This is a genomic window from Streptomyces sp. NPDC090741 (genome assembly GCF_044769045.1).
Classification (GTDB): Bacteria; Actinomycetota; Actinomycetes; order Streptomycetales; family Streptomycetaceae; genus Streptomyces.
Genome location: NZ_JBIVXF010000005.1, coordinates 355,996 through 371,338, shown reverse-complemented (window position 1 = coordinate 371,338; position 15,343 = coordinate 355,996). Strand labels below are relative to the sequence as shown.

The 15,343-nt window shown below is 71.9% G+C and carries 13 protein-coding genes; 8 read left to right on the top strand and 5 right to left on the bottom strand.

Annotation, left to right across the window (positions count from 1 at the left end):
* A partial coding sequence (locus ACIQU4_RS16680) for an MFS transporter (protein WP_403730556.1) occupies window positions 1-1,330 on the bottom strand: 1,330 nt, incomplete at its 3' end.
* 71 nt (window positions 1,331-1,401) lie between these two features.
* On the opposite strand from ACIQU4_RS16680, the gene ACIQU4_RS16675 reads away from it, so the two are divergent.
* From ACIQU4_RS16675 to era, 3 genes are all read left to right on the top strand, one after another.
* The gene (locus tag ACIQU4_RS16675; RefSeq protein WP_403730553.1) at window positions 1,402-2,394 is read left to right on the top strand and encodes a GlxA family transcriptional regulator; all 993 of its coding nucleotides are present in this window, start codon (window positions 1,402-1,404) and stop codon (window positions 2,392-2,394) included.
* 137 nt (window positions 2,395-2,531) lie between these two features.
* Window positions 2,532-3,815 (top strand): beta-xylosidase, encoded by a 1,284-nt coding sequence (locus ACIQU4_RS16670; RefSeq protein ID WP_403730959.1) that lies wholly within the window; start codon window positions 2,532-2,534, stop codon window positions 3,813-3,815.
* A gap of 898 nt (window positions 3,816-4,713) precedes the next feature.
* Window positions 4,714-5,664 (top strand): GTPase Era, encoded by a 951-nt coding sequence (gene era, locus ACIQU4_RS16665; protein WP_403730956.1) that lies wholly within the window; start codon window positions 4,714-4,716, stop codon window positions 5,662-5,664.
* Here era and ACIQU4_RS16660 read toward each other — a convergent pair.
* The 3 genes from ACIQU4_RS16660 to ACIQU4_RS16650 all read right to left on the bottom strand — a co-directional run bounded on the left by ACIQU4_RS16660 (window position 5,661) and on the right by ACIQU4_RS16650 (window position 7,770).
* Window positions 5,661-6,329 (bottom strand): class I SAM-dependent methyltransferase, encoded by a 669-nt coding sequence (locus ACIQU4_RS16660; protein WP_403730550.1) that lies wholly within the window; start codon window positions 6,327-6,329, stop codon window positions 5,661-5,663. The genes era and ACIQU4_RS16660 overlap by 4 nt on opposite strands.
* A 96-nt stretch (window positions 6,330-6,425) precedes the next feature.
* Window positions 6,426-6,695: a protealysin inhibitor emfourin gene (locus ACIQU4_RS16655; protein ID WP_385583029.1), complete on the bottom strand. Its 270-nt coding sequence runs from the start codon at window positions 6,693-6,695 to the stop codon at window positions 6,426-6,428.
* A gap of 10 nt (window positions 6,696-6,705) precedes the next feature.
* Window positions 6,706-7,770, bottom strand: coding sequence for a M4 family metallopeptidase (locus ACIQU4_RS16650; protein ID WP_403730547.1), 1,065 nt, complete (start codon window positions 7,768-7,770; stop codon window positions 6,706-6,708).
* A 364-nt stretch (window positions 7,771-8,134) separates the two neighbouring features.
* Here ACIQU4_RS16650 and leuA point away from each other — a divergent pair, with 364 nt between their 5' ends.
* Complete coding sequence (leuA, locus tag ACIQU4_RS16645; protein ID WP_403730545.1) at window positions 8,135-9,898, top strand: 2-isopropylmalate synthase; 1,764 nt, start codon at window positions 8,135-8,137, stop codon at window positions 9,896-9,898.
* 60 nt (window positions 9,899-9,958) lie between these two features.
* On the opposite strand, the gene ACIQU4_RS16640 is transcribed toward leuA, so the two are convergent.
* Entirely contained in the window at window positions 9,959-10,717 is a 759-nt protein-coding gene (locus tag ACIQU4_RS16640) for an SDR family NAD(P)-dependent oxidoreductase (protein ID WP_403730542.1), read from the bottom strand.
* 160 nt (window positions 10,718-10,877) lie between these two features.
* Here ACIQU4_RS16640 and ACIQU4_RS16635 point away from each other — a divergent pair, with 160 nt between their 5' ends.
* The 4 genes from ACIQU4_RS16635 (at window position 10,878) to ACIQU4_RS16620 (ending at window position 15,310) form a co-directional block, all read left to right on the top strand.
* Entirely contained in the window at window positions 10,878-11,573 is a 696-nt protein-coding gene (locus tag ACIQU4_RS16635) for a TerB family tellurite resistance protein (RefSeq protein ID WP_385583040.1), read from the top strand.
* 486 nt (window positions 11,574-12,059) lie between these two features.
* Complete coding sequence (locus ACIQU4_RS16630; RefSeq protein WP_403730540.1) at window positions 12,060-13,640, top strand: nucleobase:cation symporter-2 family protein; 1,581 nt, start codon at window positions 12,060-12,062, stop codon at window positions 13,638-13,640.
* Between the two features lie 87 nt (window positions 13,641-13,727).
* Complete coding sequence (gene recO / locus ACIQU4_RS16625; RefSeq protein WP_403730537.1) at window positions 13,728-14,474, top strand: DNA repair protein RecO; 747 nt, start codon at window positions 13,728-13,730, stop codon at window positions 14,472-14,474.
* Between the two features lie 11 nt (window positions 14,475-14,485).
* Window positions 14,486-15,310 carry an isoprenyl transferase gene (locus tag ACIQU4_RS16620; RefSeq protein ID WP_266667195.1) on the top strand — a complete coding sequence of 275 codons (825 nt, stop codon included), beginning with the start codon at window positions 14,486-14,488 and terminating at the stop codon, window positions 15,308-15,310.
* The last annotated feature ends 33 nt before the right edge of the window (window positions 15,311-15,343 follow it).

Genomic DNA, 15,343 nt, shown 5'->3' with positions numbered 1-15,343 from the left:
CCGCGATCGCGGCGGGGCGGCGGCGGATCACCATCGCCATCAGCGCCGCCATCGCGCACAGCGCGCCCGAGGCGTACCAGACCAGGTCGTACGAGCCGAAGGCGTCGCGGGCCAGGCCGCCCAGGAAGGCCACCAGCGCCGCGCCCACCTGGTGCGAGGCCAGGACCCAGCCGAAGACGATCGCGCTGTCCTCCCCGTAGTGCTCGCGGCACAGCGCGATGGTCGGCGGGACGGTCGCGACCCAGTCCAGCCCGTAGAAGATGATGAAGAAGATCATCGGCGGGTGCACGGACGGCGCCAGCAGCATCGGCAGGAACATCAGCGAGATCCCGCGCAGCGCGTAGTACACCGCCAGCAGGCGGCGCGCCTCGAAGCGGTCGGTGAACCACCCGGAGGCGATGGTGCCGATCACGTCGAAGACGCCGACCACCGCCAGCAGCCCGGCCGCCGCGGTCACCGGCATGCCGTGGTCGTGCGCGGCGGGTACGAAGTGGGTCTTGACCAGCCCGTTCGTCGAGGCCCCGCAGATCGCGAAGGTGCCCGCCAGCAGCCAGAACGGGCCGGTGCGGGCCGCCTTGAACAGCACCGTCACCGTCCGCCGCGCCGCGCCCGTCACCGGGGCGGGCCGTTCCGCGTACGTGCCCCCGTACGGCGCGAGTCCCGTGTCCGCCGGGTGGTCGCGCAGCAGCAGCCAGACGAACGGGACCACGGCCAGGGCCGCCAGTGAGACCGTCACCGCCGCCGGCCGCCAGCCGTGGTGCTCCACCAGCCAGGACAGCAGCGGCAGGAAGATCAGCTGACCGGAGGCCCCGGCCGCGGTCAGGATGCCGGTGACGAGCCCGCGCCGGGCGGTGAACCAGCGGTTGGTCACCGTCGCCGCGAAGGCCAGGGCCATGGAGCCGCTGCCCAGCCCCACCAGCACGCCCCAGAACAGCACCAGCTGCCAGGACTGCGTCATCCACAGGGTGGCCACCGTGCCGCCGGATATGACCAGCAGGGCCAGGGCCACCACCTTGCGGATGCCGAAACGGTCCATCAGTGCGGCGGCGAAGGGCGCGGTGAGCCCGTACAGCGCGAGGTTCACCGAGACGGCGAGGCCGATCGTGCCGCGCGACCAGTCGAACTCCTCGTGCAGCGGCTCGATGAGCAGTCCGGGCAGGGAGGCGAAGGCGGCGGCCCCGATGATCGTCACGAACGCGACGGCCGCGACGAACCAGGCGCGGTGGATGCGCCCGGGGGCGGCCGGCGCCGGGGCCGGACTCGTGGGGGCGGGGGCGGGGGCGGGGGCAGGGGTGGGATCGGGCCGGGGCTTGGGTGCTGTCTGCGTCACGCAGACAGCTTCCGGCCGGAAGGGCCCCCTACGACAGTGGCCTGACCGACACCCTTCGATACGATTGGGCCATGGCCCCTCACCGCGTCGTCGTCCTCGCACTCACCGGGCTGCTGCCCTTCGAGCTCGGCATCCCGCACCGGATCTTCGGCCGCGCCAAGGACCCCGCCGGAGCGCCGCTGTACGAGATCCTCACCTGCGCCCTCGCCCCCGGGCCGGTGCGCACGGACGCCGATTTCGCGGTCCACGTCGAGCACGGTCCCGAGCTGCTGGCCACCGCGGACACCGTGGTGGTCCCCGCCTCGTACGAGCTGGGGCCGGTGTACGAGGAGGGCCGGCTGACCGGCGAGCTCGCCGAGGCGCTCGCCCGCATCCGGCCCGGGACGCGGCTCGTCTCCATCTGCACGGGCGGGTACGTACTGGCCGCCGCCGGGTTCCTGGACGGCCGTCCGGCCACCACCCACTGGGCGCACGCCGAGCACTTCCAGCGGCTCTTCCCGGCCGTGCGGGTGGACGCCGGCGTGCTCTACACCGACGACGGGGACGTGCTGACCTCGGCGGGGGTGGCCGCGGGCATCGACCTGTGCCTGCACATCGTGCGCCGCGACCACGGCGCGGCCGTCGCCAACGACGTGGCCCGGCGGACCGTCGTACCGCCCCACCGGGACGGCGGGCAGGCCCAGTTCATCGACCGGCCGGTGCCTCAGCCGCAGCTGGCCAGTACGGCGGCGGCCCGCGCGTGGGTGCTGGACCGGCTGCACGAGCCGGTACGGCTGGTCGACCTGGCCCGGCAGGAGGCCATGTCCGTACGGACGTTCACGCGCCGGTTCCGGGAGGAGTCGGGGGTCAGCCCCGGCGAGTGGATCGTCGGCCAGCGGGTGGAACGGGCCCGGCGACTGCTGGAGCGGACGGATCTGCCGATGGAACAGGTGGCGCGGGAGACGGGGTTCGGGACGGCCCAGTCGCTGCGCAAGCACGTGCAGGCGGCGCTGGGCGTGAGCCCGACGGCGTACCGGCGCACGTTCCGCGCGGCCGGTGGACACGGGGAGTCCGCCATCTCCTGATGGGCCATCAGTTGATGCCGGGTCCGTGCATTGACTTCTCCCGCCGCCCGCTCGTGAATGGCCCCCTGTCGGCGCGAGGGAGGGGGCGGGCCGTGCGAACACGGGCGGGCAGCAGGAGATGGTCGGTGGCCGTCGGCGTGGCCGCCCTCGCGGCGACGGCCGGGGGTGCGCTGAGCCCGCCCGCCGCGGCCGAAGGGGAGGCGCCGCCTCGGCAGGTGGAGTTCCCGACGCACTGCGTGCCGCCGCAGGAGGCCGGTCTGCCGCCCGCCGACGGGCCGACCGCGGCCCGGATCGCCGTGGACGACCCGGCGCCGAAGGTCGGCGACACGGTCACCGTGACGTATCAGGTGGACCGGACCCCCGCCGTGAACCCGATCGCCGCCGAGCTCCCGGCCGATGTGCTGACCCCGACCGGACGGATCTTGCTGGGGGGTGCGCAGAGCGGTGAGGTCACCGTCGTGGGGGCGAAGCGGAACGACCCCGTCCAGGCGGGGGCGGGGCTGCCTGCCGTCACCATGACCGGCACGTTCACCGTCACCGGGGCCGGCGGGATCACCCTGGCACCGGGCGGCTACACGCTGCACACCAGCCACCTGCTGGACCTGGACACCGCCTGCGCCGTCACCGGGGCGCCGGTGTCCGAACGGCTCACCGCGAGCCCCCTGCCCCGGGCCGACCTGCGGTCGGTCGTGCTCGGTGCGGCGTACGGGAAGCCGGGCGCCAAGGTCAAGGTCACCGGCGCCGGCTTCGCCCCGGGCGCGGCCGTGACGGTGGCCGGCCGGGCTGGCGCCGCCGAGACCGCGGACCGGGTGGCGGCCACGGCGGACGCGCGGGGCGCGGTCGTGGCGGAGCTGCCGGTCACCGACAGGGCGACGACGGCGGTGGTGGCGTACGAGGGCACGGCGTGGTCGGCGCAGCAGGGATCCGGCCCGGCGGCGTACACGGTCGTCGCCTCGGCGCCTGCGACGCCGGGCATGCAGAAGGTGACGGCGGTGGTCGAGCCGGGCGCGCTGACGATGACCCAGGCGGGCGAGTCGATCACGCTGGGCGCGGTCCCGTACGGGGAGCGCGGCGCGGCCCCCGGCCGGATCGGGACGGTCACGGTCAAGGACGCACGGGGCGGGCCGGCGGGGTGGTCGCTGATCGGCAAGGTCACGGACTTCACGGGCCCGGGCGGGGTCCGGATCCCGGGGGTTTCGCTGAGCTGGACCCCGACGTGCACGGCGGCGCCGGGCAGCCCGAGCCGGTGCGTGGCGGGCAGTGCCGGGGTGGTCGGGCCGGAAGGGGCGGTGCTCGCGTCCGCGCCGGACGGGGCTCTGGTGGGCGGGACGTTCACGATCGACGCGGCGGTCACCCTCACGGTGCCGCCGTACACCCCGCCGGGCGCGTACCGGGCGGTCCTGACCCTGACCCTCTCGTGACACCCGCTCCGCGGCTCCAGCCCCGGCCCGTGGGCAGGGCCGCGGCCCTGGTGCTCGGGATGCTCGGCGCCGTTCTGCTGCTCCTGCCCGCCGCGACGGCGGCGGCCGACGACGACGGGCAGTGGTCCGTGGTTCCGGTGGCCAACCGCGCGGCCCCAAGGCCCTGCCTCTACCTCGCCGCCGCCCCCGGCGACACCGTCGGCGACGCCGTCACCGTCACCAACCGCACCGACCACCCCCGCACCTTCCGCCTCTACGCGGCCGATGCCTACAACACCGCCGCGACGGAGGCTTCGCCCTCCGCGGTCCCGACGAGCCGCGCCGTGCCACCGCCGCCTGGGCGCGGCTCGCGCAGGAGCGGGTCACCGTCCCGGCCCGCGGCGCGGTGGACGTCGGCTTCACCCTCACCGTCCCGGACCGGGCGGAACCGGGCGACCACCCCGGCGCCGTCGTCGCCCTCGACGAGAGCGTGCGCCGCGCCGTCGCCGCCCGGCTCTACCTGCGGGTGGCCGGCCCCACCGCCCCCGCCCTGGCCGTCCGGGACCTGCGCGCCTCCGGGACGGAGATCTCGTACACGCTCCACAACCTCGGCAATGTCACCCTGCGCCCCCGCGCCACCCTCACCGCCTCCGGCGCCCTCGGCCGCCGCCTCCTCGGCCGCGAGCTCACCGGGCTGCCCGCCGAGCTGCTCCCCGGCCAGGAGGTCCGGCTCGGCACCAGGTGGGAGCACCCGCCCGCCGTGGAATGGGCCGAGGTCACGGTGCGCGCCGAGGCCGCGGGGGCCGTCGCCCGGACCGCCACCGGCTACGCCGCCCGGCCCCCGCTCGCGGCCGTTCTCGCGGGCGCCCTCGCCCTCCTCGCGGCAGGCTGGTCGGCGCTGGGACCCGCATCGGGGAGAATGGCCCGTATGAGCGATCGTTCCCCCGAGTCCACTGCCCCGCACCGTGCGGGCTTCGCCTGCTTCGTCGGCCGCCCCAACGCGGGGAAGTCGACCCTGACCAACGCACTCGTGGGCACCAAGGTCGCGATCACCTCCAACCGGCCGCAGACCACCCGCCACACCGTCCGCGGCATCGTGCACCGCCCCGACGCCCAGCTCGTGCTGGTCGACACACCCGGCCTGCACAAGCCGCGCACGCTCCTCGGCGAGCGGCTGAACGACGTCGTGCGGACCACCTGGGCCGAGGTCGACGTGATCGGCTTCTGCCTGCCGGCCGACCAGAAGCTCGGCCCCGGCGACAAGTTCATCGCGAAGGAGCTCGCGGGGATCAAGAAGACCCCCAAGATCGCCATCGTGACGAAGACCGACCTGGTCGACTCCAAGGCCCTGGCCGAGCAGCTCCTCGCGATCCACCAGCTCGGCGCCGAGCTCGGCTTCGAGTGGGCCGAGATCGTCCCCGTCTCGGCGGTCGACGGCACCCAGGTCCAGCTGCTGGCCGACCTGATCGCGCCGCTGCTGCCCGAGAGCCCGCCGCTGTACCCGGAGGGCGACCTCACCGACGAGCCCGAGATGGTGATGGTCGCGGAGCTGATCCGCGAGGCCGCGCTGGAGGGCGTACGGGACGAGCTCCCGCACTCGATCGCCGTCGTGGTCGAGGAGATGATCCCCCGGGAGAACCGCCCGGCGGACCGCCCGCTGCTGGACATCCACGCGAACGTCTACATCGAGCGGCCCAGCCAGAAGGGCATCATCATCGGCCCGAAGGGCTCCCGGCTGAAGGAGGTCGGGATGAAGTCGCGCAAGCACATCGAGGCGCTGCTCGGCACCCCGGTCTTCCTCGACCTGCACGTCAAGGTCGCGAAGGACTGGCAGCGCGACCCCAAGCAGCTCCGCAAGCTGGGGTTTTAGCGGAGCCGGCGCACCTTCACCGCGTTGTCCGTACGGGTCCCGGGCCTGCCGTCAGGCTGGTTCTGGACCCGTTCGTGCTCCTCGGCGAGCAGGACCTCCCACGCGCCCTCGGGCAGCTCCAGCTGCGCCACGACCTCGTCCGGGGTCGGGAAGTGGACCTCGGGGCGGGTGTCCCGCTGCCAGGCCGGCCAGCCGGCGTGGCCGGCGACCAGCAGGGTCCCGCCGGGTGCCACCGCCGCGGCGGCGCTGCGCAGGATCCGGGCTCGGGGGAAGTCCCCGAACGAGTGCAGGAAGCACGCGGAGACGAGGTCGAATTCCCCGGCGGGGAAGGACTCGGCGAGGTCGTGCCGCTCCCAGTCGATCCGGTCGGCCACGCCCGCCGCGGCGGCGTGCCCGGCGGCCCGCTCCAGGGCCACGCCCGAGATGTCGCTCCCGGTGACCCGCCAGCCGCGGCGGGCCAGCCAGACGGCGTCGCCGCCTTCGCCGCTGCCGAGGTCGAGGGCGCGCCCGGGCGCGAGGTCCGAGGCCTCCCGGACCAGCACGGCGTTGGGTTCCCCGCTCCAGATCCGGCCGCTCTCGCGGTAGCGGGAGTCCCAGAACTCCTCGCCGACGAACTCGGAGGCGGGCGCGGGCGCGGCTGCGTGCTGCTGTCGGTGCTGTGACATGGGGACCTCTTCCGGTGCGGCTGCCTGTCCCCTCGATGCTCCGCCGCGGCCCACGGCCGGACAAACATCGTTGCCGCTTCGGCAACGCGCCGGCGGTCAGGCGCCTTCCTTCAGCAGCCGGGAGATCAGCGTCCGCTGCGCCTCCGACAGGTTCGGCTCCTGGCAGGAGACCGTCCGGCCGTCGACGGTGATCCGGTACGAGAACCCGTCCCGTACCCGGTCCGACCCGGGCGCGGGCGGGACGGGCCGCAGCGCCAGCTGGGCCAGGGCCCGCCACTCGTCTTCGTCGGGCCGGCCCGAGGTGTCCACCTCGGCCCGGCGCTCGATGCCCGCGAAGCCGCCCGTCCGCACCACCAGAATCCGCATGCCCTGCCTTCTACCCCAGGCCGACCGCCGACCACGCCTTCTGGAGGGCCTGGTGCTCCGCCCCGCCGTCCCCGTACCGGGTCACCGCGGCCGCGACCGACAGCCGGGCGAAGTCCTTGAAGTCCGCGTCCGAGGCCAGCTCGCCGCCCGTCAGCGTGTCGTACCAGATCCGCCCGGCCCGCTCCCACGCCTTGCCGCCGAGCTCGCTCGCCACGAGGTAGAAGGCGTGGTTCGGGATGCCGGAGTTGATGTGCACCCCGCCGTTGTCCTGCGAGGTCTTCACGTAGTCGTCCATCGTCGCCGGCTGCGGGTCCTTGCCGAGCTCGTCGTCGTCGTACGCCGTGCCAGGCGCCTTCATCGAGCGCAGCGCGACCCCGCTGACGTTCGGGCCCAGCAGCCCGGCGCCGATCAGCCAGTCCGCGTCCTGGGCCGTCTGGTCGAGCGAGTACTGCTTGATCAGAGAACCGAAGACGTCGGACATCGACTCGTTCAGGGCGCCGGACTGCCCGTGGTAGTCGAGGTTCGCCGTGTACTGGGTGACCCCGTGGGTGAGCTCGTGCCCGATGACGTCGATGGACACGGTGAAGTCGAGGAAGATGTCCCCGTCCCCGTCGCCGAACACCATCTGCTGCCCGTCCCAGAAGGCGTTGTTGTACTCCTGGCCGTAGTGGACGCTCGCGTCCAGGGCCAGCCCGGAATCGTCGATCGAGTGCCGGCCGAAGCCCTTCAGGAACAGTTCGTACGTGGCGCCGAGCCCCGCGTACGCGCGGTTGACGGTGGCGTCGCCGGCGGCCTCGTCGCCCTCCCCGCGGACCTTCTTCCCGGGCAGCCGGGTGCGGTGCTGGGCGTCGTAGATGGTCCGGCGGGGCTCGTCGGCGACGGGCGTCCCCACGGCGGGGGCGATCCCGCGCAGGGTGGTGACGCTGCGCCGGGTGCGCAGCAGGGCGTCCTGTTCGAGGGTGCGCTGGGCGGCGTCGGCGCGCCGGACCACCTCGGACCGGGCGATCCTGTCGAGCAGGTGGGGCGGGACCACCGTGCAGAAGACGGGGTGGCGGTGAACGTGGGAGGCATCCATCCCGGCAATGTGGCAGCGGGTCATCGCGGTGTCACTACCCGCAACCATGATTCATTCGGTTGTCTGAAAGTGGTCACGCCGCGTTGACGGATCGACCGGACCTGTATCGAGAAAAGCGATGTACTTCACATTAGGCACAAATCGGACAGGGCGGTCTTGCATACTGAAACAGGTCCTCGCGATACGGCGCGGCTCGGTTAGGCTCGGCCCATCATGCGTTTCGGGCTGCTTCTCCTTAGCTGCCGCGGCGAGGGTCTGTAGTCGTAGGCCGACCCCCTCCCCGCGGAGTTTGGTGTTGCGGTTTTTACGACCGCCGTCGGCCGTTCCAGCGAACTACACGCGGACACGCGAGGAGCCCAACGCCATGAGCCAGCAGCCTTTTGTCGGTCGCCCCACGCCCATCACCAACGCGACCCACACCCAGAAGACCTCCGGGATGCCGATCCACAAGTACGGCCGGTACGAGCAGGTGGACATCCCCGACCGCACCTGGCCGGACGCCCGCGTCACCAAGGCTCCCCGCTGGCTCTCCACCGACCTGCGCGACGGCAACCAGTCGCTGATCGACCCGATGACCCCCGCCCGCAAGCGCGAGATGTTCGACCTGCTGGTGCGCATGGGCTACAAGGAGATCGAGGTCGGCTTCCCCTCCTCCGGCGAGACCGACTTCGCCTTCGTACGCTCCATCATCGAAGAGGGCGCGATCCCGGACGGCGTCACCATTTCCGTGCTGACCCAGGCCCGCGAGGACCTGATCGAGCGGACCGTGGAGTCGCTGATCGGCGCCAAGCGCGCCACCGTGCACCTGTACAACGCGACCGCCCCGACCTTCCGCCGGGTCGTCTTCCGCGGCTCCAAGGAGCAGATCAAGCAGATCGCCGTCGACGGCACCCGCCTGGTCATGGAGTACGCCGAGAAGCTGCTGGGCCCGGAGACCACCTTCGGCTACCAGTACAGCCCGGAGATCTTCACCGACACCGAGCTGGACTTCGCCCTGGAGGTCTGCGAGGCCGTCTGCGACGTCTGGCAGCCGTCCGAGGGCCGCGAGATCATCTTGAACCTGCCCGCCACCGTGGAGCGTTCGACGCCGTCCACGCACGCGGACCGCTTCGAGTGGATGGCCCGCAACCTGACCCGTCGCGAGCACGTCTGCATCTCCGTGCACCCGCACAACGACCGCGGCACCGCCGTCGCCGCCGCCGAGCTGGCCCTGATGGCCGGCGCCGACCGCATCGAGGGCTGCCTGTTCGGGCAGGGCGAGCGCACCGGCAACGTCGACCTGATCACGCTGGGCATGAACCTGTTCTCGCAGGGCATCGACCCGCAGATCGACTTCTCGCAGATCGACGAGATCCGTCGCACCAGCGAGTACTGCAACCAGATGGAGGTCCACCCGCGCCACCCCTACGCGGGCGACCTGGTCTACACCGCCTTCTCCGGCTCCCACCAGGACGCCATCAAGAAGGGCTTCGACGCCATGGAGGCCGACGCGGCCGCCGCCGGCAAGACCGTCGACGACATCGAGTGGGCGGTCCCGTACCTGCCGATCGACCCGAAGGACGTCGGCCGCTCCTACGAGGCGGTCATCCGCGTCAACTCGCAGTCCGGCAAGGGCGGAATCGCGTACGTCCTGAAGAACGACCACAAGCTGGACCTGCCGCGCCGCATGCAGATCGAGTTCTCGCGGATCATCCAGGCCAAGACCGACGCCGAGGGCGGCGAGGTCACGCCGAAGGCGATCTGGGACGTGTTCTGCGACGAGTACCTGCCCAACCCCGAGAACCCGTGGGGCCGCATCCAGCTGCGCTCCGGCTCGACGGCCACGGACAAGGACGGTACGGACACGCTGACCGTCGAGGCGGTCGTGGACGGGGTCGAGACGGTCCTGGACGGCACCGGCAACGGTCCGATCTCGGCCTTCTTCGACGCGCTGGCCGGCATCGGCGTCGACGCCCGCCTGCTGGACTACACCGAGCACACGATGAGCGAGGGCGCCTCCGCCGTGGCCGCCTCGTACATCGAGTGCGCGATCGACGGCCGGGTCCTGTGGGGCATCGGCATCGACGCCAACACCACCCGCGCCTCCCTGAAGGCGGTCATCTCCGCCGTCAACCGAGCGGGCCGCTGACCCCTCGTACGTGAGCCCCGTCCCTCCCCGCGGAGGGGCGGGGCTGCGTCGTCCCCGGAGTCAGCGGGCCAGGTAGCCGCCGTCCACCGGCAGGATCACGCCCGTCACGAACGAGGCCGCGTCGGAGGCCAGGAAGGCGATGACCCGGGCCACCTCCTCCGGCTCGCCCAGCCGGCCCATCGGATGGGCCGCGGAGACCTCCGCCAGGTACTCCGGGCCGCCCGGCTCGTCCTTCAGCGCCAGCACCCGCTCCGTACGGATGGTGCCGGGGGCCACCGCGTTGACCCGGATCCCGCGCGCCGCCCACTCCACCGCCAGGTGCTTGGTCAGCCCCGACGCCACGAACTTCGCCGGCCCGTACGCGGCCTGCCGGGCCTGCCCGGCCACCCCGGAGACCGAGGACACGCAGACCAGCGCCCCGCCGGGCCGCTCCTGCGCGGTCATCGCCTCGATCGCGTACTTGCAGGTCAGGAACATGCCCCGGCCGTCGATCGCCATGACCCGGTCCCAGTCCTCGGGGCTGGTCTGCGCCACGTCCGAAAGCGGGAGCACCCCGGCGTTCGCCACGGCGACGTCGAGCCTCCCGTACGCCTCCACGGCCGCGTCGACCATCGCCCGGTTGGCCTCCGGATCGGCGACGTCACCCGTGACCACGGTGATGCCGATGCCCTCGGCGGCCAGTTCCGTACACAGTTGCGCGACCCCGGGGCCATTGATGTCAGCCGCGGTGACCCGGGCCCCGGAGCGGGCCAGCAACAGGGCGGTGGCCTTGCCGATGCCGCTCGCGGCCCCGGTCACCAGACAGGACTTCTCGTTCACGCGCCAGAGCCTAGGGAAAAACGGAGGCCGGCGGGGGCGCAGTTCGGCCAAGTCCCCTGGGTGGCGCAGGTTGTCTTGTCACACGACTGACGGATCCTCATCGATGTGGCTAACATCACGCCAAGCCGGCGATGCTGCCGGTAGGTGACGGAGGTGCGACGTGCTGCCAGTTCGGGGTGGGGACGGCCGGAAGCTGACGGTCTGGGGCATCCGTACCACCTGGAGCACCGTGGGTGACGGGGAGTTCTTCTGCCCCGACTGCGGTGGCGACCGCAACTACCGCCGGCGCACCGGGCGCCGCCGGTTCACGGTCCTCGGGGTCCCGCTGCTGCCGCGCGGAGCGGCCGGGCCCGTCATCGAGTGCCAGGGCTGCCGGGAGCGCTTCGACACCGAGGTCCTCGACCACCTGACCACCACCCGCTTCTCGGCGATGCTGCGCGACGCCGTGCACACGGTGACGCTGGCCGTGCTCGCGGCCGGCGGGACCGCCTCGCGCGGCGCGCTGGAGGCCGCCGTGTCGGCCGTACGGACGGCGGGCTTCCAGGACTGCACGGAGGAGCAGCTGGAGTCCCTGGTGGAGGCGCTGGCCACCGACGAGGGCCGGCTCGGGCTGTACGACGTCCCCGAGTGCTGCGGCGCCGCGCTGGCGATAGAGCTCCACGAGGCCCTGGAACCGCTGGCTCCGCACCTGGCCGGGCCCGGACGAGAATCGATCCTGCTCCAGGGGGCGCGGATCGCCCTCGCGGACGGCCCGTACACCCCGGCCGAGCGCGAGGTGCTCGCCACGGTGGGCGGCGCCCTGCGGATCGCCTCCGAGGACGTGTCCCGCCTGCTGTCGGCGGTCCGGGCACCGTAACGCTGACCGAAACAACCTCGGTACGGCTTCGATACGGGCTCGGCACGGCCTCGGTACGCCTTCGGCGGGGTAACGATCCGGCCTCGTGCGACTGAATCCGCCCCCCTTCGCACGCTGCGTGAAGGGGGGATTCGTGCGTTCCGGCCTCGGCCGTCCACCCATTGGACACCCGGACCGACCCGTGACCTGCACGTTCAGGATTTGCGGCCGCTGGCCTTACGCCCTTGCGGGGACATCCCGCCACTGGAGATACCTACAGACCTCGGCTCTCCAGAGGTCAACACTTTGTGGAAGTCCACGATACCTGTGAGCACCCACACAGGCGTTCAATTCCGGTCACACGACGAGACGCCGCCGGTAACACAGCGGGGCTTCGATTCACGTGAACGCACTGACAACCCTGGCGAACCAACGGGATAGCGACCCACTTCACCAGGGACAACCAGATTCCTCTCGTTTACCTACCTCTTGAAGGGCAAGGCAGAGATGGCACGTGTCGCCGCCCGGCTTTCCGCCAACGGAGAGCAGAGCACGCACCCGGTCGACGAGGTGCTCCCCCTCCCCAAGCTCGCGCTGTACGGCTTCCAGCACGTACTCGCCTTCTACGCCGGTGCGGTGATCGTTCCGATCATCGTGGGCGGTGCCCTCGGCCTGACCACCGAGCAGCTGGTCTACCTGATCAACGCCGACCTGTTCACCTGTGGCATCGCCTCGATCATCCAGGCGTGGGGCATCGGCCGGATCGGCGCGCGACTGCCGCTGATCCAGGGCGTCACCTTCACCGCGGTCTCCCCGATGATCGCCATCGGGCTCGGAGCCGGCGGCGGTACGGCGGGCCTGCTCGTCATCTACGGAGCGGTCATCACGGCCGGCATCGCGACCTTCGCCTTCGCCTGGCTGCCCCCCAAGGCGTTCCGGGCGGTCATGCGGCTCTTCCCGCCGGTCGTCACCGGCACGGTGATCACCGTACTCGGCATCGTGCTGATCCCCGTCGGCCTCAACGACGCCGCGGGCGGCCTCGGCAGCCCCGACTTCGGCGACCCGAAGAACTTCGCGTACGCCGGCGGCACGATGCTCTTCATCCTCGTCCTGATGAAGCTCGGCAAGCCCTTCCTCTCCAGCATCTCCATCCTGATCGGCCTGGTCGGCGGCACCGCCGTCGCGTTCCTGCTCGGCGACGCCAAGTTCGGCAACGTGAGCAACTCGGACTGGATCGGCGTCAGCACCCCGTTCCACTACGGAGCACCGAAGTTCGCCTGGTTCCCGATCCTGCTGATGCTCATCGTCATGCTGATCACCATGGTCGAGACGACCGGTGACACGTACGCCGTCGGCGACATCGTCGGCAAGGACATCGACAGCGAGACCGTGGCCCGCGCCCTGCGCGCCGACGGAGCCGCGACCGCCCTCGGCGGCGTCCTCAACTCCTTCCCCTACGTGGCCTTCGCCGAGAACGTCGGCCTGGTCCGGATGACCAAGGTCAAGAGCCGCTTCGTCGTGGTCGCCGCGGGCGTCTTCATGATCGTGCTCGGGCTGATCCCCAAGGCCGCCGCGATCGTCGCCGCCGTCCCGCACGGAGTGCTCGGCGGCGCGGCGACGGTGATGTTCGCGATGGTGGCCCTGGCCGGTATCCAGACCCTCGCCAAGGTCGACCTCAAGGAGGAGAAGAACGCGCTGGTCGTGGGTGTCTCCCTGGCCTTCGCGCTGCTCCCGGCCACCGTCCCGGCCTTCTTCAAGGACCACATGGACGCGGACCTCTCCTCGCTCCTCAACAGCGGTGTGACGCTCGGTGCCTCGGCCGCGATCCTGCTCAACCTGATCTTCAACGGCCTGGCCAAGGACGATGCGCACGGCGCCGCACCGGCCGCGGTGCCCGCCCAGGCGGCGCCCCCGGCCGTGGAGGAAGCCGAGCCGGAGACCGAGGCCCCGGCGGAAGCGGCGGCCCCGGCCGAGGCCGAGACGGTGGCCGAGACGGTGGCCGAGGCCACGGTCGGCGCCGCCGTGAGCGCAGCCGCCGTCACCGCCGTGAAGCCCGACGCGGCCGAGGAGGCCGCGCCCGCCTCCTGACCCTCCCAAGGGGCGAAGGCCCTCCGTCCCGGACCCGTGTCCGGACGGAGGGCCTTCCGCCGTGCCCGTACAGGCGACAATGGGCGCATGAGTCTGTTCCGCGACGACGGCATCGTGCTGCGCACCCAGAAGCTGGGTGAGGCGGACCGCATCATCACGCTCCTCACCCGGGGCCACGGCCGGGTGCGGGCCGTCGCCCGCGGGGTGCGGCGTACGAAGTCCAAGTTCGGCGCCGGGCTGGAACCTTTCTCCCACGCCGACGTGCAGTTCTTCGCCCGGGGCAGCGAGCTGATCGGCCGCAGCCTCCCGCTCTGCACCCAGACCGAGATCATCGCCCCGTACGGCAACGGCATCGTCACCGACTACGCCCGCTACACCGCCGGCACCGCGATGCTGGAGACCGCCGAGCGGTTCGCCGAGAACGAGGGCGAGCCCGCCGTGCAGCAGTACCTGCTGCTGATCGGCGCCCTGCGCACGCTCTCGCGCGGGGAGCACGAGCCGAACCTCATCCTCGACGCGTTCCTCCTGCGCTCGCTCGCCGTCAACGGTTACGCGCCCAGCTTCACGGACTGCGCGAAGTGCGGGATCCACGGCCCCAACCGGCACTTCTCGGTCGCCGCGGGCGGGGTCGTCTGCGGGGACTGCCGGGTGGCCGGCAGCGTCGTACCCTCGTCGGAGGCCATCGCCCTGCTCAGCGCGCTGCTGACGGGCGACTGGGGGCATGCGGACGCCTGCGAGGCGCGGTACGTGCGGGAGGGCAGCGGGCTCGTCTCCGCCTATTTGCACTGGCATCTGGAGCGCGGGCTACGCTCCCTGCGATACGTCGAGAAATAGGAGCTGGACACATGGCACGACGCGGGATTCTGGGACGCTCTCGCCGGGAGTACAAGGTTCCCGAGCCGCACCCGTCCGGTGAGCGCCCGCCGAAGATCCCCGGCGAGCTCGTCCCCAACCACGTCGCGGTGGTCATGGACGGCAACGGTCGCTGGGCCAAGGAGCGCGGCCTGCCGCGCACCGAGGGCCACAAGGTCGGCGAGGGCGTCGTGCTCGACGTGCTCAAGGGCTGCCTGGAGATGGGCGTCAAGAACCTCTCCCTGTACGCCTTCTCGACGGAGAACTGGAAGCGCTCGCCCGACGAGGTCCGCTTCCTGATGAACTTCAACCGCGATGTCATCCGGCGCCGCCGCGACGAGATGAACGAGCTGGGCATCCGGATCCGCTGGGTCGGCCGTATGCCGAAGATGTGGAAGTCGGTCGTCCAGGAGCTCCAGGTCGCCCAGGAGCAGACCGTCGACAACGACGCGATGACCCTGTACTTCTGCGTGAACTACGGCGGCCGCGCGGAGATCGCGGACGCGGCGCAGGCGATCGCGCGGGACGTGGCCGCGGGCAGGCTGGACCCGTCGAAGGTCAACGAGAAGACCTTCGCGAAGTACATGTACTACCCGGACATGCCGGACGTGGACCTGTTCCTGCGGCCGAGCGGCGAGCAGCGCACCTCCAACTACCTGCTGTGGCAGAGCGCGTACGCCGAGATGGTCTTCCAGGACGTGCTGTGGCCGGACTTCGACCGCCGCAACCTGTGGGCGGCCTGCCTGGAGTACGCCCAGCGCGACCGCCGCTTCGGCGGCGCCGTCCCGAACCAGGCCGAGCCGGGTCCGAAGGCCTGACCCCCTGAGCTCTCCGTGTCATGACGCGAACCC

Excerpts from the sequence above, each read along its gene's own strand:
- ACIQU4_RS16660 (WP_403730550.1), bottom strand. The coding sequence starts at position 6,329 with ATGTCACAGCACCGACAGCAGCACGCAGCCGCGCCCGCGCCCGCCTCC.
- era (WP_403730956.1), top strand. The coding sequence starts at position 4,714 with ATGGCCCGTATGAGCGATCGTTCCCCCGAGTCCACTGCCCCGCACCGT.
- ACIQU4_RS16620 (WP_266667195.1), top strand. The coding sequence starts at position 14,486 with ATGGCACGACGCGGGATTCTGGGACGCTCTCGCCGGGAGTACAAGGTT.
- ACIQU4_RS16650 (WP_403730547.1), bottom strand. The coding sequence starts at position 7,770 with ATGGATGCCTCCCACGTTCACCGCCACCCCGTCTTCTGCACGGTGGTC.
- recO (WP_403730537.1), top strand. The coding sequence starts at position 13,728 with ATGAGTCTGTTCCGCGACGACGGCATCGTGCTGCGCACCCAGAAGCTG.
- ACIQU4_RS16630 (WP_403730540.1), top strand. The coding sequence starts at position 12,060 with ATGGCACGTGTCGCCGCCCGGCTTTCCGCCAACGGAGAGCAGAGCACG.
- ACIQU4_RS16655 (WP_385583029.1), bottom strand. The coding sequence starts at position 6,695 with ATGCGGATTCTGGTGGTGCGGACGGGCGGCTTCGCGGGCATCGAGCGC.
- ACIQU4_RS16675 (WP_403730553.1), top strand. The coding sequence starts at position 1,402 with ATGGCCCCTCACCGCGTCGTCGTCCTCGCACTCACCGGGCTGCTGCCC.
- leuA (WP_403730545.1), top strand. The coding sequence starts at position 8,135 with ATGAGCCAGCAGCCTTTTGTCGGTCGCCCCACGCCCATCACCAACGCG.